21 protein-coding genes are annotated in these 25,476 nt (G+C 59.2%); 17 read left to right on the top strand and 4 right to left on the bottom strand.

Annotated elements, in window-relative coordinates; genetic code table 11:
* The first annotated feature begins 290 nt into the window (after positions 1-290).
* From WHX55_RS29660 to WHX55_RS29620, 9 genes are all read left to right on the top strand, one after another.
* Positions 291-1,622: an OprD family porin gene (locus tag WHX55_RS29660; RefSeq protein ID WP_150753903.1), complete on the top strand. Its 1,332-nt coding sequence runs from the start codon at positions 291-293 to the stop codon at positions 1,620-1,622.
* A 411-nt stretch (positions 1,623-2,033) separates the two neighbouring features.
* Positions 2,034-3,377: an OprD family porin gene (locus WHX55_RS29655; RefSeq protein WP_150753904.1), complete on the top strand. Its 1,344-nt coding sequence runs from the start codon at positions 2,034-2,036 to the stop codon at positions 3,375-3,377.
* A 291-nt stretch (positions 3,378-3,668) separates the two neighbouring features.
* Complete coding sequence (locus tag WHX55_RS29650; RefSeq protein ID WP_150724979.1) at positions 3,669-4,307, top strand: peroxiredoxin; 639 nt, start codon at positions 3,669-3,671, stop codon at positions 4,305-4,307.
* A gap of 326 nt (positions 4,308-4,633) precedes the next feature.
* Entirely contained in the window at positions 4,634-5,227 is a 594-nt protein-coding gene (ssuE, locus tag WHX55_RS29645) for an NADPH-dependent FMN reductase (protein ID WP_150755033.1), read from the top strand.
* Positions 5,228-5,317: 90 nt separating this feature from the next.
* Positions 5,318-6,313, top strand: a complete 996-nt coding sequence (locus tag WHX55_RS29640) for a sulfonate ABC transporter substrate-binding protein (RefSeq protein WP_150757503.1) — start codon at positions 5,318-5,320, stop codon at positions 6,311-6,313.
* A gap of 25 nt (positions 6,314-6,338) precedes the next feature.
* Positions 6,339-7,487 (top strand): FMNH2-dependent alkanesulfonate monooxygenase, encoded by a 1,149-nt coding sequence (ssuD, locus tag WHX55_RS29635; RefSeq protein WP_057712845.1) that lies wholly within the window; start codon positions 6,339-6,341, stop codon positions 7,485-7,487.
* A gap of 9 nt (positions 7,488-7,496) precedes the next feature.
* Positions 7,497-8,279 carry an aliphatic sulfonate ABC transporter permease SsuC gene (gene ssuC, locus WHX55_RS29630; protein ID WP_150757504.1) on the top strand — a complete coding sequence of 261 codons (783 nt, stop codon included), beginning with the start codon at positions 7,497-7,499 and terminating at the stop codon, positions 8,277-8,279.
* Positions 8,276-9,082 (top strand): aliphatic sulfonates ABC transporter ATP-binding protein, encoded by an 807-nt coding sequence (ssuB, locus tag WHX55_RS29625; RefSeq protein WP_150757505.1) that lies wholly within the window; start codon positions 8,276-8,278, stop codon positions 9,080-9,082. Before ssuC ends, ssuB begins: the two co-directional genes overlap by 4 nt.
* Before the next feature lie 33 nt (positions 9,083-9,115).
* Positions 9,116-9,331, top strand: coding sequence for a TOBE domain-containing protein (locus tag WHX55_RS29620; protein WP_007967989.1), 216 nt, complete (start codon positions 9,116-9,118; stop codon positions 9,329-9,331).
* A gap of 176 nt (positions 9,332-9,507) precedes the next feature.
* On the opposite strand, the gene WHX55_RS29615 is transcribed toward WHX55_RS29620, so the two are convergent.
* Positions 9,508-10,146: a TetR/AcrR family transcriptional regulator gene (locus tag WHX55_RS29615; RefSeq protein ID WP_150724984.1), complete on the bottom strand. Its 639-nt coding sequence runs from the start codon at positions 10,144-10,146 to the stop codon at positions 9,508-9,510.
* Positions 10,147-10,373: 227 nt separating this feature from the next.
* Positions 10,374-11,750: a glutamine synthetase family protein gene (locus WHX55_RS29610; protein ID WP_150716318.1), complete on the bottom strand. Its 1,377-nt coding sequence runs from the start codon at positions 11,748-11,750 to the stop codon at positions 10,374-10,376.
* A gap of 667 nt (positions 11,751-12,417) precedes the next feature.
* On the opposite strand from WHX55_RS29610, the gene WHX55_RS29605 reads away from it, so the two are divergent.
* The 7 genes from WHX55_RS29605 to WHX55_RS29575 all read left to right on the top strand — a co-directional run bounded on the left by WHX55_RS29605 (position 12,418) and on the right by WHX55_RS29575 (position 20,806).
* Entirely contained in the window at positions 12,418-13,776 is a 1,359-nt protein-coding gene (locus tag WHX55_RS29605) for a glutamine synthetase family protein (protein WP_150755039.1), read from the top strand.
* 59 nt (positions 13,777-13,835) lie between these two features.
* On the top strand, positions 13,836-15,200 hold the full coding sequence (locus tag WHX55_RS29600) for an aspartate aminotransferase family protein (protein WP_150755040.1): 1,365 nt from the start codon (positions 13,836-13,838) through the stop codon (positions 15,198-15,200).
* 188 nt (positions 15,201-15,388) lie between these two features.
* A complete protein-coding gene (locus tag WHX55_RS29595; RefSeq protein ID WP_008048745.1) occupies positions 15,389-16,501 on the top strand; it encodes a polyamine ABC transporter substrate-binding protein in 1,113 nt (370 codons plus the stop codon).
* Positions 16,502-16,689: 188 nt separating this feature from the next.
* On the top strand, positions 16,690-17,787 hold the full coding sequence (locus WHX55_RS29590) for a polyamine ABC transporter substrate-binding protein (RefSeq protein ID WP_353741764.1): 1,098 nt from the start codon (positions 16,690-16,692) through the stop codon (positions 17,785-17,787).
* A gap of 72 nt (positions 17,788-17,859) precedes the next feature.
* Entirely contained in the window at positions 17,860-19,002 is a 1,143-nt protein-coding gene (gene potA, locus WHX55_RS29585) for a polyamine ABC transporter ATP-binding protein (RefSeq protein WP_150755042.1), read from the top strand.
* 35 nt (positions 19,003-19,037) lie between these two features.
* A complete protein-coding gene (locus tag WHX55_RS29580; protein WP_191624904.1) occupies positions 19,038-19,919 on the top strand; it encodes an ABC transporter permease subunit in 882 nt (293 codons plus the stop codon).
* The gene (locus WHX55_RS29575; RefSeq protein ID WP_150724988.1) at positions 19,916-20,806 is read left to right on the top strand and encodes an ABC transporter permease subunit; all 891 of its coding nucleotides are present in this window, start codon (positions 19,916-19,918) and stop codon (positions 20,804-20,806) included. Before WHX55_RS29580 ends, WHX55_RS29575 begins: the two co-directional genes overlap by 4 nt.
* 148 nt (positions 20,807-20,954) lie before the next feature.
* Here WHX55_RS29575 and WHX55_RS29570 read toward each other — a convergent pair whose 3' ends face one another.
* Complete coding sequence (locus WHX55_RS29570; protein ID WP_150757506.1) at positions 20,955-21,596, bottom strand: HD domain-containing protein; 642 nt, start codon at positions 21,594-21,596, stop codon at positions 20,955-20,957.
* Between the two features lie 291 nt (positions 21,597-21,887).
* Between WHX55_RS29570 and WHX55_RS29565 the strand changes: the two genes are divergently transcribed.
* Positions 21,888-22,853 (top strand): GlxA family transcriptional regulator, encoded by a 966-nt coding sequence (locus tag WHX55_RS29565; RefSeq protein ID WP_150757508.1) that lies wholly within the window; start codon positions 21,888-21,890, stop codon positions 22,851-22,853.
* Between the two features lie 143 nt (positions 22,854-22,996).
* On the opposite strand, the gene WHX55_RS29560 is transcribed toward WHX55_RS29565, so the two are convergent.
* Positions 22,997-25,396 carry a penicillin acylase family protein gene (locus WHX55_RS29560; protein WP_150757509.1) on the bottom strand — a complete coding sequence of 800 codons (2,400 nt, stop codon included), beginning with the start codon at positions 25,394-25,396 and terminating at the stop codon, positions 22,997-22,999.
* Between the last annotated feature and the right edge of the window lie 80 nt (positions 25,397-25,476).

Here is a 25,476-nt window from a genome sequence, read left to right as displayed (position 1 = left end):
ATACCGTTTAGGAATTAGCTTATGAGCCGAACCCTCTGTTCTGGGGGATCTGGAAATTGAGCGCTAAATTCCTAAACGGTATTAGAAAAGAAGCGGGTAATTCTTTTCAGGTTCATGACGAATTCATGACCCGGCAGGGACCAAAAAATCGGGGGTTAGACTATGGTCGTAGACACACATGGTTACGATTGACTTGTGGGTCACGGTCTGGCGCTAATCGCGCATCTTAGGATTTCGGGCGACGACTCGAGACCAGGAATACAAGAATTAGAATCGAGAGGAGCTACACAATGAACAAGTCCACCTTGGCTTTGGCCGTGGCCGTTGGGGTTTTGGCGCAGCAGGCAGGCGCCGCAGGTTTCCTGGAGGACAGCAAGGCGTCCATCAGTTCCCGGACCATGTATTACAACAACGATAACCGTGAAGGCGGTGCGGATCAGAAAGAGTCCGCGGAAGGCCTGAAATTCGATTATCTGTCCGGTTTCACCCAAGGTACTGTCGGCTTCGGTATCGACGCCCAGGCACTGCTGGGTATCCACCTGGATGGCGGCAAGGGGCACCATCCGGATGCCAACACCTTTTTCCCAAGCGACACCGATGGTTCGGCCGTACACGAATGGAGCCGTGCGGCGGCCAACGTCAAGGCGCGCTTCTCGAAGACCGAGGCCCACCTGGGTGGCGCTCTGGCACCTAACTTGCCGATCCTGGTCGCGAACGACAGCCGTCTGCTGCCACAGACCTTTGACGGTGGCACCATCACTTCGAAAGAAATCGACAACGTGACCTTCAACGCAGGTCAGTTGGAGCACTCGGCAGGTCGCGCCTCTTCGAACTCCACCGGCCTGGCCGTGGCGGGCGGTACAGAGGACAGCAACAAGTTCTACTACGGTGGTGCCGACTGGAAGGTCACCAAGGACCTGACCCTGCAGTACTACCACTCGAATCTGAAGGACTACTACAAGCAGGACTTCCTGGGTTTGATTCACGTCTTTCCGATCGACGCCAACCAGTCCTTCAAGACTGATATTCGCTACTTCGACAGCAGCTCCGACGGCAAGAACGGTGATCCGGGTTTCCGTTTCAACAACAACAACGGTTTCGCCAAGACCCCGGGCGAGGTCGATAACAAGACCTGGAGCGCCATGTTCACCTACACCCTGGGTGGCAACGCCTTCCTGCTCGGTCATCAGCGCGTCAACGATGACGGCGGTTTCGTTTTCCTGAACCAGGGCAACGTGGTTGATAGCAATGGCCGTCCGGAAGGGAACGGCGGCGCCAGCTTCTACCTGTTCACCGACGCCATGATCAACGGCTTTGTTCGTGCCGGTGAAAACACCACCTTCGGTCAGTACTCCTATGACTTCGCCGGACTGGGCGTGCCGGGACTGAAAACTTCGATCGCCTACCTGCATGGCGACAACATCAAGGCTACCAACGGCAGCGGCCCTGATGGGTCCGAGTGGGAGCGCGATATGCGGATCGACTACACCATCCAGCAGGGTGCTCTCAAAGGTTTCGGCGTAACACTGCGTAATGGCGTCTACCGTGGCAGTGAAGTCTCCAACAACCCTGATGTTGACCAGACTCGTCTGATCTTCAACTACACCTACAGCTTCCTGTAACAAGACTTCTGAAAAAGCCTCGCCTGCTGGCGAGGTTTTTTTGTCTGTTTTTTTATATTCCATAATGATCTTTAATGATTATTTATTATTCTTTTTAGTTTTTAAATATCCCGCTTAAAGTGCGCCTGTCCGACACTCATCCCTGAGCCCGGATTTGGCAGTTTCGTCCCTCGACCGTTGATCAGGTTCAGGAATTGGCCTAGCCGCCGATACCTCGGATCTGTCGTGGGAAGTCATATTCCGAGACGATATTAAAAAGCATCAATAAATTCTTTTTAGCTTTAAGGCCATGTATCCTGCGGCCCGCCAAATGACCGGCTCAGGCGGTTTGCCGCGAATTTACGCATTCAGGATCCCGGGCGATCGATTCGGGACCAGGAACATCAGAATTAGAAACGAGAGGAGCGAAACATGAACAAGTCCACCTTGGCCATGACTGTGGCCGTCGGGGTTTTGACCCAGCAGGCAAGCGCCGCGGGTTTTGTCGAAGACAGCAAGGCAACACTGGGGCTGCGTAACTTCTACATCAACACTGATTACCGTGACGGCACTGGCCCGAACAAAAACGAAGAATGGGGCCAAGGCTTCGATCTGCGTTTCATCTCCGGTTACACCCAGGGCACCGTCGGCTTCGGTATCGATGCGATCGGTCTGTTGGGCGTCAAACTGGATTCCGGTGGCGGCACCAACGGCGCGAGCAACAACTCGTACGGCGGCACCGTGTTCCCGAGCAAGTCCAACGGCGAAGCGGTTGATGACTTCTCCAGCCTGGGTTTGACTGCCAAAGCCAAGATCTCCCAGACCGAGCTGAAGCTGGGTACCTTGCAGCCAAAGTTGCCGGTGATCGTGACCAATGACGGTCGTCTGTTGCCGCAAACCTGGCAGGGCGGCCAGCTCGCCTCGAGCGACATCAAGGACCTGACCTTGATCGGTGGTCAGATCGAGCAGGTAAAAGGTCGTAACTCGAGCAACAACGAGCAGTTGTCTATCTCCGGCGCCAACAGCCGATCCGCTACAGGCCGCGACAGCAACAAATTCATTTATGCCGGCGGTGACTACAAGCTCACCAAGGACCTGACGGCCCAGTACTACTACGGCAACCTGGAAGAGTTCTACAAGCAACACTTCCTGGGTCTGGTGCACAACTGGGCCATCGGCCCTGGCGTGTTGAAGTCTGACTTGCGTTACTTCAACAGCTCCGACGACGGTGCCAACGGTCACGACCCTCTGTACTTCACCACTGGCAACTACAGTGGTGCAGCCAATGGCAAAGGCAAGGTCGACAACAACCTGTACAGCGGCCTGTTCCTGTACACCGTTGCCGGTCACACCTTCGGTGGCGGTTACCAGGTCAGCAACGGCAGCAGTGACTTCCCTTGGCTGAACCAGGGCGACGGTTCGTCGAACTACACCATCACCGACTCGCAAATCCAGAAGTTCGGCCGTGCCGGCGAGCATACCTGGCTAGCACGCTACTCCTATGACTTCGCCAAGGTCGGCGTACCTGGCCTGACGGCGGGTCTGGTGTACCTGCACGGCGACAATATCGATACCGTTAACGCCAAGGGTGGCGAGGCGGCCAATGGTGCTTCCGAGTGGGAGCGCGATTTGAGCCTGGCTTACGTCGTTCAGGAAGGTCCGCTGAAAAACCTGGGCCTGGCGTGGAAAAACGCGACCTGGCGCACCGACCTGCCGAACACGCGTTCGCAGGACGAAAACCGCCTGATCGTCAGCTACTCGATCCCGCTGCTGTAATAGCGCTCGCGTAACCGAGACAAAAAAGCCCCGCCCGGTATTGCACCGGGCGGGGCTTTTACACTTTCAAGACGGGTTCACCCCCGTAATCCCGCCTTGAACTTCCCTCTTTGCAGCAACTCAAGGCCTTCTCGAACCTTGGGGGCGATGTTCGGCTGGTTGTACGAGCACGTCCAGTGAACAGATATTTAATATTTCTTTATGATCTAAATAAATCGATATTTATTCTTTTTAATAGATAAAAAACACAGGCACAGTTGAACCCATCAAGCACTCAGAAGGAGCAGCACCATGGGTCTCAGACTTGGCGATATCGCCCCCGATTTCGAACAGAACTCCAGCGCCGGCACCATCCGTTTCCATCAGTGGCTGGGCGATAGCTGGGGCGTGCTGTTTTCCCATCCCGCGGATTTCACACCGGTGTGCACCACGGAATTGGGCTTCACCGCCAGGCTCAAGGATGAGTTCGCAGTGCGCGGTGTCAAGGCCATCGCTTTGTCGGTAGACCCGGTGGAGTCGCACCATCGGTGGATCGAGGACATCAACGAAACCCAGGGCACCGTGGTCAACTTTCCGATCCTGGATGACGCCGACCGCAAGGTCTCGGACCTCTACGACCTGATCCATCCCAACGCCAACGACACCCTGACCGTGCGCAGTCTGTTTGTGATCGACCCGAAGAAAAAGGTCCGGCTGACGATTACCTACCCGGCGAGCACCGGCCGCAACTTCAATGAAATCCTGCGGGTGATCGACTCGCTGCAACTCACCGACAACTACAAGGTGGCCACACCGGCCAACTGGCAGGACGGTGATGAGGTGGTGATCGTGCCGTCGCTCAAGGATGAGGATGAAATCAAGCAGCGCTTTCCCAAGGGCTATCGGGCGGTCAAGCCTTACCTGCGCCTGACGCCGCAGCCGAACCGGTGAGCCAGTCTTTTTTGTGGTGTGACTGAAAAGCCTTCGCGAGCAGGCTCGCTCCCACAGTTGATCGCGTACCCCTGTGGGAGCGAGCCTGCTCGCGAAGGCGATAGTCCAGGCACTACAGACGTCATAGTTAATCCACAAAGCAGGGGATTTCGGGCCGTTTCGACGGCCTGTTTTTTTGCCTGGAAGAAACCGGTTTATATATTTCTTTAACGAATAACCAAATGAATAAATATGATTTATGGATATATAAATCAGCTGTTAAGGTCACTCCATCAAAGCGAGATCGCAAGCCGCGAATCGCCAACACCGTGCAAGGAATCGTCTGAATGTTGGTTGTCTCACTCGGTGGCAGTCCCAGTCAGCGCTCTCGTTCCGGGGTGCTGCTGGATCGCTCCCAGCGTTGGTTGCAAGGGCAGGGCGTGGAAGTGGTGAGTTATCAGGTGCGGGACTTCCCGGCCGAGGACTTGCTGCACGCACGCTTCGACAGCCCCAAGGTGGTCGACCTGTTGCAACAGATTGAAAACGCCGATGGCCTGCTGATCGCCACACCGGTATACAAGGCATCGTTTTCCGGAGCACTGAAAGTCGTGCTGGATCTGCTGCCCGAACGCGCCTTGAGCCACAAGGTGGTTTTGCCAATGGCCACGGGCGGCAGCATCGCTCACATGCTGGCGGTGGATTACGCGCTCAAGCCGGTGCTGTCGGCATTGAAGGCCCAGGAAATGCTGCAAGGGATTTTCGCCGTCGACAGCCAGATCGCCTACGGCGAAGGCAGCGCCCTGGCGCAGTTGGCGCCGGAGCTGGAACAACGACTGAATGAATCGCTGGAGCTGTTTTTCAGCGCCATGGCGCGACGGCCCAAGCCGCTCGATCCGAACCTGTTGAATGATCGTTTGTTGAGTGCTCGCTGGAGCATTTGAGCCTCACCGAAAAATTGAAGTACTGGCCTTACTCGCCCGCCAACGGGCAAGCAGGTGCAGCCAAAACCCAACTGCAAAAAGGAGAGCGCCATGCGCCCTGTCATTTTGCGTCGTGGTCTGGTCGCTCTGTTTGCTGCGGCTTTGACCTTCGGCGCCATTACTCAAGCTCAAGCGCTTTCTACCCAAGAAGGCGTTCTGCGAATCGGCTATCAGAAATACGGCACCCTGGTGCTGCTCAAAGCCAAAGGCACCCTGGAAAAACGCTTCGCCGCCCAAGGCGTGGACGTGCAATGGACTGAATTCCCCGGTGGCCCGCAACTGCTCGAAGGCCTGAATGTCGGTTCCATCGACTTCGGCGTCACCGGCGAAACGCCTCCTGTGTTTGCCCAGGCAGCAGGTGCCGATCTGCTCTACGTCGCCTATGAACCGCCAGCGCCGCACAGCGAAGCGATCCTCGTTCCAAAGGACTCGCCGATCAAATCGGTAGCAGAGCTCAAGGGCAAGAAAGTCGTGCTCAACAAGGGCTCCAACGTGCACTACCTGCTGGTGCGTGCGCTGGAAGACGCCGGCCTCAAATACACCGACATCCAGACCGTATTCCTGCCGCCAGCCGATGCCCGTGCCGCCTTCGAGCGTGGCAGCGTCGACGCCTGGGTGATCTGGGACCCGTACCAGGCCGCCGCCGAACAACAGCTGCAAGCGCGCACTCTGCGCGATGGCCAGGGCATCGTCGACAACCATCAGTTCTACCTGGCGACCAAGCCTTATGCGCAGAAAAATCCCGAGGTGATCAAGACCCTGGTGGAAGAAGTGCGCGCGGTGGGCGAGTGGTCCAGGGCTAACCCGCAAGAGGTGACCGAACAGGTTTCACCGCTGCTCGGCCTGCCAGCAGACATCACCCTGACCTCGGTGAAACGCCAGGGCTATGGCGCGCTGTTCCTCACCCCGGAAGTGGTCGCCGCACAGCAGAAAATCGCCGACAGCTTCTATCAGCTCAAGCTGATTCCCAAGCAGTTGAGCATCAAAGATGTGATCTGGACACCGCCGGCCGCCGTTGCCCAAAGCTCAGTAACCAAAATCCAATAAATCGCTTCCCCAAGGAGACCACTCCATGAGCCTCAATATTTTCTGGTTCCTGCCTACCCACGGCGACGGCCATTACCTTGGCACCGCCGAAGGCGCACGCGCCGTCGATCACGGCTACCTGCAGCAAGTCGCACAGGCAGCGGATCGCCTGGGTTTTGGCGGGGTGCTGATCCCTACCGGTCGCTCTTGCGAAGACTCGTGGCTGGTGGCGGCATCGCTGATTCCGGTGACCCAGCGCTTGAAGTTCCTTGTCGCCCTGCGCCCCGGGATCATTTCCCCGACTGTGGCGGCGCGTCAGGCCGCGACCCTGGATCGACTGTCCGGTGGGCGTGCTTTGTTCAACCTGGTGACGGGCGGTGATCCGGAAGAGTTGGCGGGCGATGGTCTGTTCCTCAGCCACGAAGAACGCTATCAGGCCTCGGTGGAATTCACCCGCATCTGGCGCCGGGTGCTGGAAGGTGAAACCGTCGATTACGACGGTCAGCACATCAGCGTGAAGGGGGCGAAATTGCTCTATCCACCGATCCAGCAACCGCGTCCGCCGCTGTACTTCGGTGGTTCCTCGGAAGCCGCACAGGATCTGGCCGCCGAACAGGTGGAAATGGTCCTGACCTGGGGCGAGCCACCGGCCGCCGTCGCGGAAAAAATCGAACAGGTCCGAGCCAAGGCCGCCAAGCTCGGACGCACCGTGCGCTTCGGCATTCGACTGCACGTGATCGTGCGCGAAACCAACGATGAAGCATGGAAAGCCGCGGATCGGCTGATCTCCCATCTCGACAATGAGACTATCGCTCGTGCCCAGGCTTCCCTGGCGCGTTTCGATTCGGTCGGTCAGCAACGCATGGCCGCATTGCATGGCGGCAACCGCGACAATCTGGAGGTCAGCCCTAACCTGTGGGCCGGCGTCGGTCTGGTGCGCGGCGGTGCCGGTACGGCGCTGGTGGGCGATGGTCCGACCGTGGCCGCCCGCGTGAAGGAGTACGCGGACCTGGGCATCGATACCTTCATCTTCTCCGGTTATCCACACCTGGAAGAGTCGTACCGGGTGGCCGAGTTGCTGTTCCCGCACCTCGATGTCGAGCGTCCCGAGTTGCCGAAAAGTGCCGGTTATGTCAGCCCGTTCGGTGAGATGGTCGCCAACGACATTCTGCCCAAAGCCGCATCCCAGAGCTGAGGCGCGGTCATGAAGAAAATCATCCACAGCCTTGCGCCCTGGGCGTTGCCGGTGTTGTTGCTGGCGGTGTGGCAGTTGAGTGTGTCGGCGGGTTGGTTGTCGACACGGATCCTGCCGGCACCCATCGCCGTGATCGAGGCCGGCGTGAGCCTGGTACGCAGTGGCGAAATCTGGACGCACCTGGCAATCAGTGGCTGGCGTGCAGCGCTGGGCTTCACCGTCGGTGGTGGCATCGGCTTGACGCTTGGCTTCATCACCGGCCTGTCGAAGTGGGGCGAACGCCTGCTCGACAGTTCGGTGCAGATGGTCCGTAACGTGCCGCACCTGGCGCTGATTCCACTGGTGATCCTGTGGTTCGGCATCGACGAGTCAGCGAAGATTTTCCTGGTGGCGCTGGGCACGTTGTTCCCGATTTACCTCAACACCTATCACGGCATCCGCAACGTCGACCCGGCGCTGGTGGAGATGGCGCGCAGCTATGGCCTGAGCGGTTTCAACCTGTTCTGGCAGGTGATTCTGCCGGGGGCACTGCCTTCGATTCTGGTCGGCGTGCGCTTCGCCCTGGGCTTCATGTGGCTGACGTTGATCGTCGCGGAAACCATTTCCGCGAGTTCCGGCATCGGCTATCTGGCAATGAATGCCCGGGAGTTCTTGCAAACCGACGTGGTGGTGCTGGCGATTCTGTTGTACGCGGTGCTCGGCAAACTGGCCGACCTCGCGGCCCGTGGGCTTGAGCGAGTGTGGCTGCGCTGGCACCCGGCGTATCAGGTTGCCAAGGGAGGTGCGGCATGATCGCGGAACAACCTCCACGCCTGCTGCGCGGCATTCCGCTGGCGGTGCGCAAGCTGCAAAAAACCTTTGGCTCGCGGCAGGTGCTGCGCGAGATTGACCTGCACATTCCGGCGGGCCAGTTTGTTGCCGTGGTCGGTCGCAGTGGCTGCGGCAAAAGTACCTTGCTGCGCTTGCTCGCCGGTCTCGATCAGCCAACTGGCGGTGAGTTGCTCGCCGGTGCCGCGTCATTGAGTGACGCGCGGGAAGACACCCGGCTGATGTTCCAGGAAGCACGTCTGCTGCCGTGGAAAAAGATCATCGACAACGTCGGCCTGGGCCTCAAGGGCAACTGGCGGCCGCAAGCACTTGAAGCTCTGGAAGCGGTGGGTCTGGCGGATCGTGCCAACGAGTGGCCAGCGGCGCTGTCCGGTGGACAGAAGCAACGCGTGGCTTTGGCGCGTGCGTTGATTCACCAACCGCGCCTGCTGTTGCTCGACGAACCCTTGGGCGCGCTGGATGCCCTGACCCGAATTGAAATGCAGCAACTGATCGAACGGCTCTGGCAACAGCACGGCTTCACGGTGTTGCTGGTGACCCATGACGTCAGTGAAGCGGTGGCGATTGCCGATCGGGTGATCCTGATCGAAGACGGCGAAGTCGGCCTCGACCTTCAGGTGGAACTGCCGCGCCCTCGGGTTCGTGGCTCCCATCGGCTGGCGACGCTGGAAACCGAAGTCCTCAATCGCGTGCTGGCGCTGCCCGGCCAACCGCCGGAACCGGAGCCTGTTTCACCCTTGCCTACGCAATTGCGCTGGGCTCAATAACTCAAGTCTTACCCAACGACAGGAATCAACATCATGACGATCAAGGCCATCAACGTTCGCAACCAGTTCAAAGGCTCCATCAAGGAAATCGTCCTCGGCGACGTGCTCTCGGAAATCGACGTGCAAACCGCTTCCGGCATCGTCACTTCGGTGATCACCACACGCTCGGTGAAAGAGCTGGAACTGGCGGTCGGCAGTGAAGTGATCGCGTTTGTGAAATCCACCGAGGTATCGATCGCCAAGTTGTAAGGCGCATGCGCAAACAACAACCCCGAAGGGTTTGAGCCCTTCGGGGTTTTTTGTGCGTGTGATTCATTGAGATCGGTGGTGCGGCCTTCGCGAGCAGGCTCGCTCCCACAGGGGAATGCATTTCAAATGTGGGAGCGAGCCTGCTCGCGAAGAGGCCAGTAAGGCCAATCAAGAAATCAGGCTGGAACGCTGCGCTTGGGCAGATACGGTGGCAAATACAACCCCACATAAGCATCAAACACCCGCATCCCTTCCTCGGCCATGCGCGGCGTAATCTGCCCGTGTTGCTGCACCGAGCGCGCATACACCCGGTCGCCCAGTTCCATGGCCAGGGCGAACACATCGACATCACTCGGCAATGTCGGCAGCTCGAAGTGATGGTCGAACAGCTTGTGCATCAGGTCGCCGAGTTCGATGTCGTGCTGGCGGTCGGCCTGGGTGACTTCGGTCAGGCCGTGCTGGGCCAGAATGAGTTGGCGGGCGGCGGCGTCCTCGGCGTAGATGTCGAGCATGCGTTGCTCCACCAGTCTCGACAGATCGCGCCAGCCATTCAAGGCGAGGTGGTCGATGGGGGCTTGCAGGCAGGCGCGGAAGGCCGCGTGGACATCGGCGGTCAGGGCTTCGAGCAGGGCAGGCACGCTGGCGAAGAAGTGGTAGACCGAGGAGGGTGGAATCTCCGCGCGCTCGGCGACGCTGTAGATCGACAGGCTGGCCACGCCCTCCGCGGCCAGCAGCGTGCGGGCCGCATCGAGTATCGAATCGATCCGGGCCTGGCTGCGTGCGCGGGGTTTGCGGGGGGTGGCTACGCGTGTCATTGGAGTCTCCTGCGGGGCAGCGGGCATTGTACGAGTCGGGTTGTGTGTTGTCTTCTCGGCCGCCTTCGCGAGCAGGCTCGCTCCCACATTGGATCTGTTCTGGGCGCCAATTCTTTGCTCACAGAAGATCCCTGTGGGAGCGAGCCTGCTCGCGATCCGCCGCAGGCGGCCATAAAAAAACGCCGCAGGCTGTGAGGCCGGCGGCGTTTCTTCACTACTGCAACCGCTTACACGGTATGCAGGTACCAGTTGTACTCGAGGTCGGAGATGGAGTGTTCGAACTCCTCCAGCTCGCTCTCTTTACAGGCCACGAAGATATCGATGTATTTCGGATCGATGTACTTGGCCATGACTTCGCTGTCGTCCAACTCGCGCAGTGCATCACGCAGGTTGTTCGGCAGACTCTGCTCGTTCTGCTCGTAGCTGTTGCCTTCAACCGGGTCGCCAGGCTCGATCTTGTTGACCAGGCCGTGGTGCACGCCTGCCAGGACCGAAGCCATCAGCAGGTACGGGTTGGCATCGGCGCCGGCTACACGATGCTCGATGCGCACGGCGTCGGAGGAACCGGTCGGTACGCGAATCGCCACAGTGCGGTTATCCAGGCCCCAGCACGGCGAGTTCGGCACGTAGAACTGTGCGCCGAAACGGCGATACGAGTTGACGTTCGGGCAGAGGAAAGCCATCTGCGCCGGTAGGGTCTCGAGCACACCGCCGATCGCGTGACGCAGTGCGGCGTTCTGCTCGGGATCCTCACTGGCAAAAATATTCTTGCCGTCTTTGTCGAGAATCGAAATGTGAACGTGCAGACCATTACCCGCCTGGCCTGGGTAAGGCTTGGCCATGAAGGTGGTGTCCATTTCATGGTCGTAGGCGATGTTCTTGATCAGGCGCTTGAGCAGGACCGCGTAGTCGCAGGCCTTGATCGGGTCAGCCACGTGGTGCAGGTTCACTTCGAACTGCGCCGGGGCACTTTCCTTGACGATGGCGTCAGCCGGAATGCCTTGCTCCTTGGCACCTTCCAGAATGTCCTGGAGGCAGTCGACGTATTCGTCGAGGTCGTCGATCAGGTAGACCTGAGTCGAGTGCGGACGTTTGCCGGAAACCGGCGAGCGAGGTGGTTGCGGACGACCGTTCACGTTCTCCTGGTCGATCAGGTAGAACTCCAGTTCGAACGCGGCGCAGATAGTCAGGCCCATTTCGTCGAACTTGCGTACCACATTGGCCAGCACTTCACGCGGGTCGGCGAAGAATGGCTCGCCTTCGAGTTCGTGCATGGTCATCAACAGTTGCGCGGTCGGGCGCTTCTGCCATGGCTCGTTGCATAGGGTATCGGGGATTGGATAGCAGATTCGGTCAGCATCACCGATGTCCAGGCCCAGGCCGGTGCTTTCCACCGTCGAGCCATTGATATCCAGAGCAAATAGAGAGGCCGGCAGGTTGATGCCTTTCTCGTAAACCTTGTGGAGGCTGGTGCGTTCAATGCGCTTGCCGCGCACCACACCATTCATATCCGCAATCAGAAGGTCAACGTACAGAACCTCAGGATGTTCCTTAAGGAACGCGTTCGCTTCGTTAAGCTGAACGGCACGCGGGGGTACCGACATGATGCAACACCTTTGTTGTTAAAAATATCAATCATTGATCTTTTCAGATTCCAGTCAACCCGAACGGCATGCCGAAGTCAAGCGAGGCCTTTTTTGCCCTAAAAAAGCGCCCGTGTGGCTTTTTTGAGGCACTTTGGCGCGTTTTTATGCCTTTGGCCTCTATGGCGCCCGCAGGCTTGAGCGGGCCGTGTTGTATTTTTTACGGGGGTGTTGTGTAAAAAAATGAACAAGGCTAAGCTCGAATCAAACCCATAACAGCAATAATACCGGGGTGCTTCATGTCTCGCCTGCCGATAATCGGCGTCACCGACTGCTCAAGACAGGTCGGTCGGCATGTTTATCACATCAGTGATGACACGTCCGTCCGTTCCGTGGCCTCAGCGGTTCTGGTGATCCTCCCATCCGTGACGGTTCGACCGTCCCCGTCCGATATTCTGGACGGTTGCGATGGCACCCCCATTACGGTTACTCCATTCAATATAGAACCGATTCACAATAGCGGCCTGACCATCGTTCAGGGCACCGCTCGCGATTCTGCACGCCCGGCCTCCGCAGCCGTGTCGGCAAGCACGATAATCTGCCGCGCAAACGCTCTACAACGCGACGCCGATGCGTCAAACAACGCCTGACCTTAAAAAGGTCAGACAACTCAAGCCTAGAGGCATTTATGAGTAACAACCTCGACCAGCTCACCGATTGGTTGAAAAACCACAAGATCACAGAAGTCGAATGCATGATCGCCGACTTGACCGGGATTACCCGGGGCAAGATTTCGCCGACCAACAAATTCATCGCCGAAAAAGGCATGCGCCTGCCAGAAAGCGTTCTGTTGCAGACCGTGACCGGCGATTACGTCGAAGACGACATCTATTACGAACTGCTCGACCCGGCCGACATCGACATGATCTGCCGTCCCGACCAGAGCGCGGTGTACCTGGTGCCGTGGGCCATCGAGCCGACCGCCATCGTCATCCACGATACCTACGACAAGCAAGGCAACCCGATCGAGCTGTCGCCACGCAACGTGCTCAAGAAAGTCCTGAAACTCTATACCGACAAAGGCTGGCAGCCGATCGTGGCGCCAGAAATGGAGTTTTACCTGACCAAGCGCAGTGACGACCCGGACTACCCGCTGCAACCGCCAATCGGTCGCTCCGGTCGCCCGGAAACCGGTCGCCAGTCGTTCTCCATTGAAGCGGCGAACGAATTCGATCCGCTGTTCGAAGACGTCTACGACTGGTGCGAACTGCAGGACCTGGACCTCGATACGCTGATCCACGAGGACGGCACGGCGCAGATGGAAATCAACTTCCGTCACGGCGATGCCCTGTCCCTGGCCGACCAGATCCTGGTGTTCAAGCGCACCATGCGCGAAGCCGCGCTCAAGCACGACGTGGCCGCGACCTTCATGGCCAAACCGATGACCGGCGAGCCGGGCAGCGCCATGCACTTGCACCAGAGCATCATCGACATCGAGACCGGCAAGAACATCTTTTCTAATGAAGACGGGACCATGAGCCAGTTGTTCCTGCACCACATCGGTGGCTTGCAGAAACTCATTCCCGAGCTGTTGCCGCTGTTCGCACCCAACGTCAACTCGTTCCGCCGCTTCCTGCCGGATACCTCGGCGCCGGTGAACGTGGAGTGGGGCGAAGAGAACCGCACCGTGGGCCTGCGGGTGCCGGATGCGGGGCCGCAAAACCGTCGGGTGGAAAACCGCCTGCCGGGCGCCGATGCCAACCCCTACCTGGCAATTGCTGCGAGCCTGCTCTGCGGTTACATCGGCATGGTCGAAGGCCTGAACCCGAGTGCGCCGGTGGTGGGGCGTGGCTATGAACGCCGCAACCTGCGCCTGCCGCTGACCATCGAAGACGCGCTGGAGCGTATGGAACACAGCGCGACCATTGAGCGGTACCTGGGCAAAAATTTCATCACTGGCTACGTTGCGGTCAAGCGAGCCGAGCATGAAAACTTCAAGCGCGTGATCAGTTCGTGGGAAAGGGAATTCCTGCTCTTTGCCGTCTGATACGCCGGGCGCCACCGCTGTCTGGTGGCGCTTTCACCTGATTTTTTTAGGAGATTCGTATGACCAGCAACAATCCGCAAACCCGTGAATGGCAAATCCTGAGCAATGACCACCACCTGGCTCCGTTCAGCGACTTCAAGCAGCTGAAAGAGAAAGGCCCGCGGATCATCACCAACGCCAAGGGTGTTTACCTCTGGGACAGCGAAGGCAACAAGATCCTCGACGGCATGGCCGGCCTGTGGTGCGTCGCGATTGGTTATGGTCGCGATGAACTGGCCGATGCCGCCAGCAAACAGATGCGCGAACTGCCTTACTACAACCTGTTCTTCCAGACCGCGCACCCACCGGTACTGGAACTGGCCAAGGCTATCGCCGACATCGCGCCAGAAGGCATGAACCACGTGTTCTTCACCGGTTCCGGCTCCGAAGGCAACGACACCATGCTGCGTATGGTTCGTCACTACTGGGCGATCAAGGGCCAGCCGAAAAAGAAAGTCATCATCAGCCGCAAGAACGGCTATCACGGTTCCACCGTGGCCGGCGCGAGCCTGGGTGGCATGACGTACATGCACGAACAGGGCGACTTGCCGATCCCGGGCATCGTTCACATTGCCCAGCCGTACTGGTTCGCCGAAGGCGGCGACATGACCCCGGAAGAGTTCGGTATCTGGGCGGCCAACCAGCTGGAAGAAAAGATTCTGGAAGTCGGCGTCGACAACGTCGGTGCCTTTATTGCCGAGCCGATCCAGGGCGCCGGTGGCGTGATCATTCCGCCAGAGACCTACTGGCCGCGCATCAAGGAAATCCTCGCCAAGTACGACATCCTGTTCGTGGCTGACGAAGTGATTTGCGGTTTCGGTCGTACCGGTGAGTGGTTCGGTGCCGATTTCTACGACCTCAAGCCAGACATGATGACCATCGCCAAGGGCCTGACCTCGGGCTACATCCCGATGGGCGGCCTGATCGTGCGTGATGAAGTGGTGGACGTGCTCAACGAGGGCGGCGACTTCAACCACGGCTTCACTTACTCCGGTCACCCGGTGGCTGCCGCGGTGGCGCTGGAAAACATCCGCATCATGCGCGACGAGAAGATTATCGAGCGCGTTCATGCAGAAACGGCACCGTATTTGCAAAAGCGTCTGCGGGAACTGAACGATCACCCGCTGGTGGGTGAAGTTCGTGGGGTGGGTCTGTTGGGGGCCATCGAACTGGTCCAGGACAAGGCCACGCGCAAGCGTTACGAGGGCAAGGGCGTCGGCATGATCTGCCGTCAGTTCTGCTTCGATAACGGCCTGATCATGCGCGCCGTCGGCGACACCATGATCATCGCTCCGCCACTGGTGATTACACCGGCGGAAATCGATGAACTGGTGACCAAGGCTCGCAAGTGTCTTGACCTGACCCTGAGTGCATTGCAGGGCTAAGTGCTAGGCTCTGAGCGGAAGTCCAAAGTTCTGCATATGAAGTAGGAACTTTCGCTCAGAACTGTCAGAAAGCGTGGCCGTTTCCTTGAAAGACCGATGTGGATCTTGCCAGACTAGCCGCGGTTCCAGTTGCCCGGGTTCGGCCGCTGAACAAGTGGTTCAAAAAAGAAAAATTTGGAGCATTACGCATGAAGGCACTAGGTAAAAAGCTCGCTGGCAAGACTCTGCTTGCCATGTCCGTGATGGGTTTGATGGCCGGCGCGGTTCAGGCCGATGACAAAGTACTGCACGTGTACAACTGGTCCGACTACATCGCACCGGACACCGTCAAGAAGTTTGAAGACGAGTCGGGTATCAAGGTTGTCTATGACGTCTTCGACAGCAACGAAACTCTGGAAGCCAAGTTGCTCGCAGGCAAGTCCGGTTACGACATCGTTGTACCGTCGAACAACTTCCTGGCCAAGCAGATCAAGGCTGGCGTCTACCAGAAGCTGGACAAGTCCAAGCTGCCTAACTGGAAGAACCTGAACACCGACCTGCTCAAGGCAGTTTCCGTGAGCGACCCGGGCAACGAGCACGCCTTCCCGTACATGTGGGGTTCGATCGGTATCGGCTTCAACCCCGAGAAGGTCAAGGCTGCGCTGGGTGCCGATGCGCCGACCAACTCCTGGGACCTGCTGTTCAAACCTGAAAACGCCGCGAAGTTGAAGTCGTGCGGTATCAGTTTCCTCGATTCGCCAACCGAGATGATTCCGGTGGCGTTGCACTACCTGGGCTATCCAACCGACAGCCAGGACAAGAAACAACTGGCCGAAGCCGAAGCGCTGTTCCTGAAAATCCGTCCTTCGGTAGGTTACTTCCACTCGTCCAAGTACATCTCCGACCTGGCCAACGGCAACATCTGCGTGGCCGTGGGTTACTCGGGTGACATTTACCAGGCCAAGTCCCGCGCGGAAGAAGCCGGTGACAAGGTGAAAGTCAGCTACAACATTCCCAAAGAAGGTGCCGGCAGCTTCTACGACATGGTCGCCATCCCTAAAGATGCCGAAAACGTCGAAGGCGCCTACAAGTTCATGACCTTCCTGCAGAAGCCGGAAATCATGGCTGAAATCACCAACGCCGTGCGTTTCCCGAACGGTAACGCGGCTGCAACTGCGTTGGTCGATAAAGACATCACCAGCGACCCGGGCGTTTACCCACCGGCGGACGTGCTGGCCAAGTTGTACGCGATTGCCGACTTGCCGGCCGCGACCCAGCGGATCATGACCCGCAGCTGGACCAAGATCAAATCCGGTAAATAAGCCGGTTTGATGCAACAACCTGTTGCCACCACCCGCGCGGTGGCGGCAACAGGTTGAATTAAATGACAGAAAGTTTTGCTGGAACGGTTTTTCGAGGGTAAGTTGCGCGCCGGTTTTGTTGCCGGGCAACCACGGTTGTCATGTAGCGCGGGGCAACTTGGGCCCAACTAATTTCAGAGGACCTCCACTTGCCTATTTTTTCTTTGTTGCGCAATGCCATGCTGGTGGGCGCCGGATTGACGCTGGCTGTCAGTGTCCAGGCCGCCGGTACCGTGCATATTTATAACTGGTCGGACTACATCGGCGAGAACACCCTGGCCGATTTCCAGAAAGAGACCGGTATCAAGCCGGTTTATGACGTCTTCGATTCCAACGAAACCCTGGAAGGTAAATTGCTGGCCGGGCGTACCGGCTACGACGTGGTCGTGCCGTCGAACCACTTCCTCGGCAAACAGATCAAGGCCGGGGCATTCCAGAAGCTCGACAAATCGCAGCTGCCGAACTATTCGAACCTCGACCCGGTGCTGCTCAAGCGTCTGGAGCAGAACGATCCGGGCAACCTGTACGCCGTGCCGTACCTGTGGGGCACCAACGGCATCGGTTACAACGTCGACAAGGTCAAGGCTGTGCTGGGCGTCGATACGATTGATTCGTGGGGCGTGCTGTTCGAACCGGAGAACATCAAGAAGCTGCAAAGCTGTGGCGTCGCGTTCCTCGATTCCGCCGATGAGATAATGCCGACAGTGCTCAACTACATGGGCCTGAACGCCAACAGCACCGATCCCAAGGACTACGAAAAGGCCACCGCCAAGTTGCTCGCAGTGCGGCCTTACGTGACCTACTTCCACTCCTCCAAATACATCGCGGATCTGGCCAACGGCGATATCTGCGTGGCGATCGGTTTCTCCGGCGACATCTTTCAGGCCAAGAACCGCGCCGAAGAAGCCAAGAAAGGCGTGAACATCGCCTACTCGATCCCGAAAGAGGGCGGTGCGCTCTGGTTCGACATGCTGGCGATTCCGAAGGACTCGGCCAACGTCAAGCAGGCCAACGCTTTCATCAACTATTTACTGAAGCCTGAGGTGATTGCCCAGGTCAGTGATTACGTCGGCTATGCCAACCCTAACCCGGGTTCGGACAAACTGATGGAACAGTCCATTCGCACCGACGAAGCGGTTTATCCACCGCAAGCGGTGCTCGACAAGACCTACGTGTCAGTCGAGTTGCCGCCGAACATTCAACGTTTGATGACCCGCAGCTGGACCAAGGTCAAGTCGGGTAAATAGCTTCAAGGCTCAAACTATCCAAGGTTGGCTCACCTTGAGCGAACTGCACTCTTTTTTTTGGGAGTTTCGTAAATGGCAGTTGCCTCCGGCGCCTATAAGAAAGCCCTCGAGGGCGACCAGCAACCTAAACAGGTGCTGGTCAAAATCGACCGGGTCACGAAGAAGTTCGACGAGACGATTGCCGTGGACGATGTGTCCCTGGAAATCAAGAAAGGCGAGATCTTCGCCCTGCTCGGCGGTTCGGGATCGGGCAAATCCACTTTGCTGCGCATGCTCGCAGGTTTCGAACGGCCCACGGAGGGGCGCATTTTCCTCGATGGCGTAGACATCACTGACATGCCGCCCTACGAGCGGCCGATCAACATGATGTTCCAGTCCTACGCCCTGTTCCCGCACATGACCGTGGCGCAAAACATCGCCTTCGGCCTCAAGCAGGACAAGCTGCCGGCCGCTGAAGTCGATGCCCGCGTGGCCGACATGCTCAAGCTGGTGCAGATGAGCCAGTACGCCAAGCGCAAGCCGCATCAATTGTCCGGCGGCCAGCGTCAGCGTGTGGCCCTGGCCCGTTCCCTGGCCAAGCGTCCGAAGCTGTTGCTGCTCGACGAACCGATGGGCGCGCTGGACAAGAAGCTGCGTTCGCAAATGCAGCTGGAGCTGGTGGAGATCATCGAGCGCGTCGGCGTGACCTGCGTCATGGTGACCCACGACCAGGAAGAGGCCATGACCATGGCCGAGCGCATCGCGATCATGCACCTGGGCTGGATCGCCCAGATCGGCAGCCCGATCGACATCTACGAAACCCCGACCAGCCGTCTGGTCTGCGAATTCATCGGTAACGTGAACATCTTCGAAGGCGAAGTGATCGACGACGCCGAAGGCCACGCGATCATTACCTGCAAAGACCTGGATCGTCAGATCTACGTCGGCCACGGCATCAGCACCTCGGTGCAGGACAAGTCGGTCACCTACGCGATCCGTCCGGAAAAACTACTGGTCACCGCCGACATGCCGACCTGCCAGTACAACTGGTCGAGCGGCAAGGTGCACGACATCGCTTACCTGGGCGGGCACTCGGTGTTCTACGTCGAACTGCCAAGCGGCAAGCTGGTGCAGTCGTTCGTGGCCAACGCCGAGCGTCGCGGCGCGCGTCCGACCTGGGGTGATCAGGTCTACGTGTACTGGGAAGACGACAGTGGCGTGGTGCTCCGCTCATGAACATGCGCAAGTTCAAGCGTCGACTCAATCGAATAATTCCCGGTGGCCGTCAGATGGTCATCGGGGTTCCCTTCATCTGGTTGTTCCTGTTCTTCATGCTGCCGTTCTTCATCGTACTGAAGATCAGCTTCGCCGAAGCGGACGTGGCCATTCCGCCCTACACCGAAATCTACAGCTACGCCGAACAGAAGCTGCAGTTGCTGCTTAACCTGGGCAACTACGCGATGCTGGCCGGTGACGAGCTGTACATCGCCGCTTACCTCGGCTCGTTGAAGATGGCGCTGTTCAGCACCATCCTCTGCCTGCTGATCGGCTACCCGATGGCCTACGGCATCTCCGTTGCCCGCAAGGAAGTGCAGACGGTGCTGGTGCTGCTGATCATGATGCCGACCTGGACCGCGATCCTGATCCGCGTTTACGCGTGGATGGGCATCCTCAGCAACAACGGCCTGCTCAACGGTTTCCTGATGAGCATGGGCTTGATCGACGAACCACTGCAGATCCTCAACACCAACCTGGCGGTCTACATCGGCGTGGTTTATTCCTACCTGCCGTTCATGATCCTGCCGCTGTACGCCAACCTGGTGAAGCACGACCAGAGCCTGCTGGAAGCTGCGTCGGACCTGGGTTCGAGCACCTTCAACAGCTTCTGGAAAATCACCGTGCCGCTGTCGAAAAACGGCATCATCGCCGGCTGCATGCTGGTGTTCATCCCGGTGGTGGGCGAGTTCGTGATCCCGGAACTGCTCGGCGGTCCGGAAACCCTGATGATCGGTAAAGTGCTCTGGCAAGAGTTCTTCAACAACCGTGACTGGCCGGTGGCGTCTGCCCTGGCGGTGGTGATGCTGGCGATCCTGATTGTGCCGATCATCCTGTTCAACCGCAGTCAGGCCAAGGAAATGGAGGGTAAAGAATGAAGCGCTTCCGTTTCTCCAGCCTGATGCTGGTCGTGGGTCTGTTGTTCATCTATCTGCCGATGCTGATTCTGGTCATCTACTCGTTCAACGCCTCCAAACTGGTAACGGTGTGGGGCGGCTGGTCGATCAAGTGGTACGTCGGCCTGCTCGACAACAGCCAGTTGATGGGCTCGGTGGTGCGCTCGCTGGAAATCGCCTGCTACACGGCGGTGGCGGCGGTGGCTCTGGGTACATTGGCGGCGTTCGTCCTGACGCGCATTACGCGTTTCAAGGGCCGTACCCTGTTCGGTGGCCTGGTCACCGCGCCGCTGGTCATGCCTGAGGTGATCACCGGTCTGTCGCTGTTGCTGCTGTTCGTGGCCATGGCGCAGATGATCGGCTGGCCGCAGGAGCGCGGCATCGTCACCATCTGGATCGCCCACACCACGTTCTGTGCGGCCTATGTGGCGGTGGTGGTCTCGGCGCGCTTGCGCGAGTTGGACCTGTCCATCGAAGAGGCGGCCATGGACCTCGGTGCGCGGCCGTGGAAGGTGTTCTTCCTGATCACCATCCCGATGATCGCGCCGTCGCTGGCGGCGGGCGGCATGATGTCCTTCGCGTTGTCCCTCGATGACCTGGTGCTGGCGAGCTTCGTGTCGGGCCCGGGTTCAACGACCCTGCCGATGGAAGTGTTCTCGGCGGTGCGTCTGGGCGTGAAACCCGAGATCAACGCCGTGGCCAGCCTGATCCTGTTGGCGGTGTCGATCGTGACCTTCATGGTCTGGTTCTTCAGCCGTCGCGCCGAAGAAAGCCGCAAGCGTGCGATCCAGCAGGCGATCGAAGAAGCGGCAGCCGACTCGTGGAAGCAACCGGACGTGCGTCGCGCACAGGCACCGGAAGCGGCTTGAGCCCGAATTGGGTAGACCACATTTGAGTGGTCTACCCAAATCCAATGTGGGAGCGAGCTTGCTCGCGATAGCGGACTGTCATTCAACATCAATGTTGACTGTGATGCCGCCATCGCGAGCAAGCTCGCTCCCACAGGTTCTTCTGCAGTCAGGAAATCCAAGGGGATTTGCGGATGAGCTCGACGAAGTTCATCGGCTTGAACCCCGGCTCCTGATCCACCAGCACATCGGTCTTCACATTGCCGAACGTGGTCTGCGGACGATGGCGCAAGCCGTCGGCAAACGCACAGATGATGCACTCCTTGAAGCCCTCGCCCCGTGGATGCGCATGCACCACCGCTTCGCGCTGCACGCTGGAAAATGCCGCGTAGTCCATGCCCAGCACGTCCATCTCGACGCCAGCCGTGACCAGTGCCACGGTGGGTCGCAAGTGCTGAGGCACGCCCGGCGTGGTGTGCAGGGCAATCGATAGCCAGACCTGTTCGATGTCGTCATCGCTCAGTCCGTAAGGCTTGAGGAACGCCGCTGCCGCATTGGCACCGTCGACTTCGAAGCGCTCGTTGTCGCTGCGATGACCTTGCACCAGGCCCAGGTCATGGAACATCGCGCCGACGTACAGTAACTCCGGGTTGTAGGCCAGTTGCTTGCGCTCGCCGCTCAGTGCACCGAACAGGAAGACCCGACGCGAGTGGTGGTAGAGCAGGTCGGACTCGATATCGCGGATGTATTCGGTGGTGGCTTTGGCCAACGCGCTGTCGGGGATCCTGATGCCGGCGATGGTGGTGCTCATGGAGTTTTCCTCGTCGTGATGAAGGTTCCAGTCTGTTCCGGCCCTCGAAACCGGACAATCGATCCATGGCTGCGATCCCGGCCAATGAACGTGCATATCGCGCCAACCTCGCTTGTTGGACCTGGATTGGCTAGGGTGCATGCAGACCCTGTAGGAGCGAGCCTGCTCGCGATGCACGTGAGGGCGCCGCGTACATCCAGGCAGCTCCCGTCATCGTTGACGTCCATCGCGAGCAAGCTCGCTCCTACAAGTGTGCGTTGCCATTCAATGCCATCAGAGACGTTTTGAACCATGAGTAAAACCGTTGCAATCGTGGTGTTCGCCGGCGTCCAGTCGCTGGACGTCACCGGCCCCATGGATGTGTTTTCCGAGGCCAACCGCTTCCTTGCCTCGCAGGATCACTATCGTCTTGAGGTGATCGGCGTCGAGCACGGGATGATGCCGTGCTCCAACGGTTTGGCACTCAATGCCCATCGGCATTTCAGCGAAGCGCTGGAGCCGTATGACCTGTTGCTGGTGGCTGGCGGGCCGCAGTTGCCGTTCATGGATTTCGGTAGGGCATTCGATGGCTGGTTGCGTGATGCCTGTGCGCGGGCCAAGCGCTTTGGTTCGATCTGCAACGGCGCGTTCATGCTCGCCCGGGCCGGATTGCTGGAGGGGCGAACGGTCACCACGCATTGGCAGGACGCATCGGATCTGGCGGCGCTGTGCCCCTCGTCCCGGGTGGAGGCGGATCGACTGTATGTTGAGGACGGCGAGCTGTTCACCTCGGCCGGGGTCACAGCGGGGATCGATCTGTCGTTGTATCTAGTGGGCCGGGATCACGGGCCGGAAGTGGCGCTGAATGTCGCCAAGCGCCTGGTGGTGTTCACCCAGCGTTCGGGCGGGCAATCGCAATTCAGCCCATTCCTCACGCCCCACGCCGAAGCGGATTCGGCGGTGGCGATGGTGCAGCATTACGTGTTGGCCAATTTGACGGGCGACCTGACCATCGCCGACCTGGCCAATGCCGCCAACATGAGCGCACGCAACTTCTCCCGGGTGTTCGCCAGGGAAGCGAAAATCACCCCGGCCGAGTTTGTCGAGCGCGCGCGGGTCGATGCGGCGAGGACGCTGCTGGAAAGCACCCGCGCGCCACTCAAGACCGTGGCCTATCAATGCGGCTTTCGCGATGCCCAGCATATGCGCAGTGTGTTCAATCGTAGATTGGGGGTGACGCCGCAGCAGTTCAGGTTGCATTTTGCGGCTATGGTTTGAGCTGATATTTTTTTGCCTGTGAGGGCCCCATCGCGAGCAAGCTCGCTCCCACAGGGATCTTTGTTGAACACGAATTTTGTGAACAGCAGAAAACCTGTGGGAGCGAGCTTGCTCGCGATGAGGCCGGTCCAGCCAGCAAAAATCTAAGGCGCCGCCCGCGCCGGCAACAGCTTCAAGGTGCTGCGGGTATTAGCCGTGACTTCTTCATCATTGATATGCGCCTGGAAGTACATCCCCTCGATGTAGGCCTCGGCCTGATCATCGTAGTGACTGTCGAACAGTACGCCGCTCTGGCCAACCGGGTTGACGGTCAGGCTGTGGGCCGGGTCGGCGAAGTCGATCAGGCGTCGGGTCGAGGGGCCGTAGGTGACGGGCCAGGGTGCCGGGCCAATTTTCGCCGAGAGGTTGTTCGGTACTTCATGGGTGCCGGGTGCGGCGAAGGGGCCGACATTGAAGACCAGGTCCAGCGGCTTTTGCTGCCCCAGCGGATGGCCATGGGTCAATGTGTGTGCGCTGCCCCACTGCCATTGCGAGGCGTCTGCGCCGAGGGTGCTCTTGAGGTGCGCGAGGCTGGCTAGCCAAGCGGCCTTCACCGTGTCGGCACGGGTTTCCTTGCCGAGGGTGCTGCGGTTGTCCCACCACGGTGAATCAGTGCTGGCGGCCAGGCGGGGTAGCGCGGCGTCGATCACCCGGGTCGAGAGCAGCGTTTCGAAGAAGTCGTTACCCAGCTCATCGCGCATCGTCGCGTCAGCCAGGTTGAACAGGAACTGGTTGAACAGCGTGGCGCTGGTCGAGTCGAGCGGGTAATCGCCTTTCCACTGGGCCAGTTGCTCCACCAGCTTGAGTTCGGCGGGATCGCTCACCACTTCGCGCAACACTGGCAACAGCGGTGCCAACAGGCGCGGGCCGTAGGCGGTGGCGGTGCCCAGTTGCAGCTTCTGGCTGTTTTCCAGGTCCCATTTGACAGCCTTTTCGCTGAGTTGGCGATTGAGTTGCTGGCCGCGATCGGCAAGGTTGTAGTAGCCGGGAATCTCCATGCCGGTCGGCGACACCGGCTGGAAGTTGGCCGAGACGATGTAGCCCCGGGCCGGGTTTTCTTCCTGGGGGTTGGCCGTGAACGGGTAGAAGCCGTCCTTGTCTGCCTCGGCAGTGCTGCCGTCGAGGATGAACCACGGGCGTACACCCGCCGGGCGTTTAGGCAATTGCGCCGCCGCCCACCAGCCGATGTCACCCTTGGCATTGGCCCAGACAACGTTCAGGCCCGGGGCCTGGATTTTTGCCGCGGCACCACGGGCCTTGGCCAAGGTGTCGGCGCGATTGAGCTGGTAGAAACCCTCCAGGATCGGGTTCTGGCTTTCGAGAAACGCCCACCACATGGCAATCGGCGTTTTGCCGACGCCGCTACCCAAGGCATCGTTGACGATCGGGCCGTGGGGCGATTGACGCAATATCAGGGTGACTGGCGCCTGGCCCTTGACCGCGATCTGCTGCTCGCTGGTCGTCATGTCCACCCACTTGCCGCGATACCAGACCTGATTGGGGTTGTCCGGGTTGACCTTCTCGGCGATCAGGTCGAGGTCGTCGTTCTGGAACATGGTGATGCTCCAGCCGAAGTCGCGGTTCATGCCCAGCGACGCAAACGGCATCAGGGCCTGATAGTGGCCGTAGAGTTCGAAGCCCGGCGCCGAGAGCTGCGCTTCGTACCACACCGACGGCGCGGAAAAACGGATATGCGGATCACCCGCCAGCAGCGGCTTGCCGCTTTGGGTCCGGCTGCCCGCGACAACCCAGGCGTTGCTGCCCTCGAACTGTGGCAGGCCGTTGTCAGCCAGGGCTTGTTCGCTCAGGCGGGCGAGGGCGTTGAGGTCTTTCCAGTCGGCACTGGCCAAGGTGGTGCCAGTCCCGTTGAGCACGCCCTTGGGCTGCCAGTCGAGATCGAAGATGTTCAGGTATTCGGGCCCCAGTTGATCGCGCACGAATGTCAGCAAGGGTTCGGTGCGAAATGCCGCGGCAAAACTGTAGGCCATGTAACCGGCGATGCTGATGGTGTCCTGGGCTGTGAATGGGCGTTTTGGAATGCCCAGCACATCGAACTCCACGGGTTTGGCGTGGCTGTCCTGATACTGGTTGATACCGTCCAGATAGGCTTGCATGGCGATGAAGGAGGGCGACTGCTTGTCGAGGTTCGCGAAGTAGGTTTCGGCGCGTTCGCGAATGCGCAGGCTGCGCATCAGTTTGTCGGTGTCGAGCAGTTTCGGTCCCAGTACTTCAGCCAGTTCGCCACGGGCCAGGCGACGCAGGACTTCCATCTGGAACAGGCGGTCCTGGGCATGGACGTAGCCGAGGGCGCGGTACAGGTCGGTTTCGTTGTCGGCGCGGATGTGCGGGACGCCGCGTTCGTCGTAGCGCACGGTGACGGAGCCTTGCAGGTGTTGCAGTTCCACCATGCCCTGGCGTGACGGCTGCTTGCTGTAGAGGTACCCGCCGGCCCCGGCGGCCAGCATGACGATCAACAGAGCGAGAGCGGTCAGGCTGCGTTTCATGGAGACTCCTTGTTGTTATTGTGATTCCTGGCGTCACTGTGTAACACCGCGCGCCGGTTTGGCGCATCGCCCGTAGGAGG

The organism is Pseudomonas fluorescens (assembly GCF_040448305.1).
GTDB lineage: Bacteria > Pseudomonadota > Gammaproteobacteria > Pseudomonadales > Pseudomonadaceae > Aquipseudomonas > Aquipseudomonas fluorescens_BH.
Note: the sequence above shows the minus strand (reverse complement) of the source record. Positions and strands in the feature narration are given on the sequence as shown.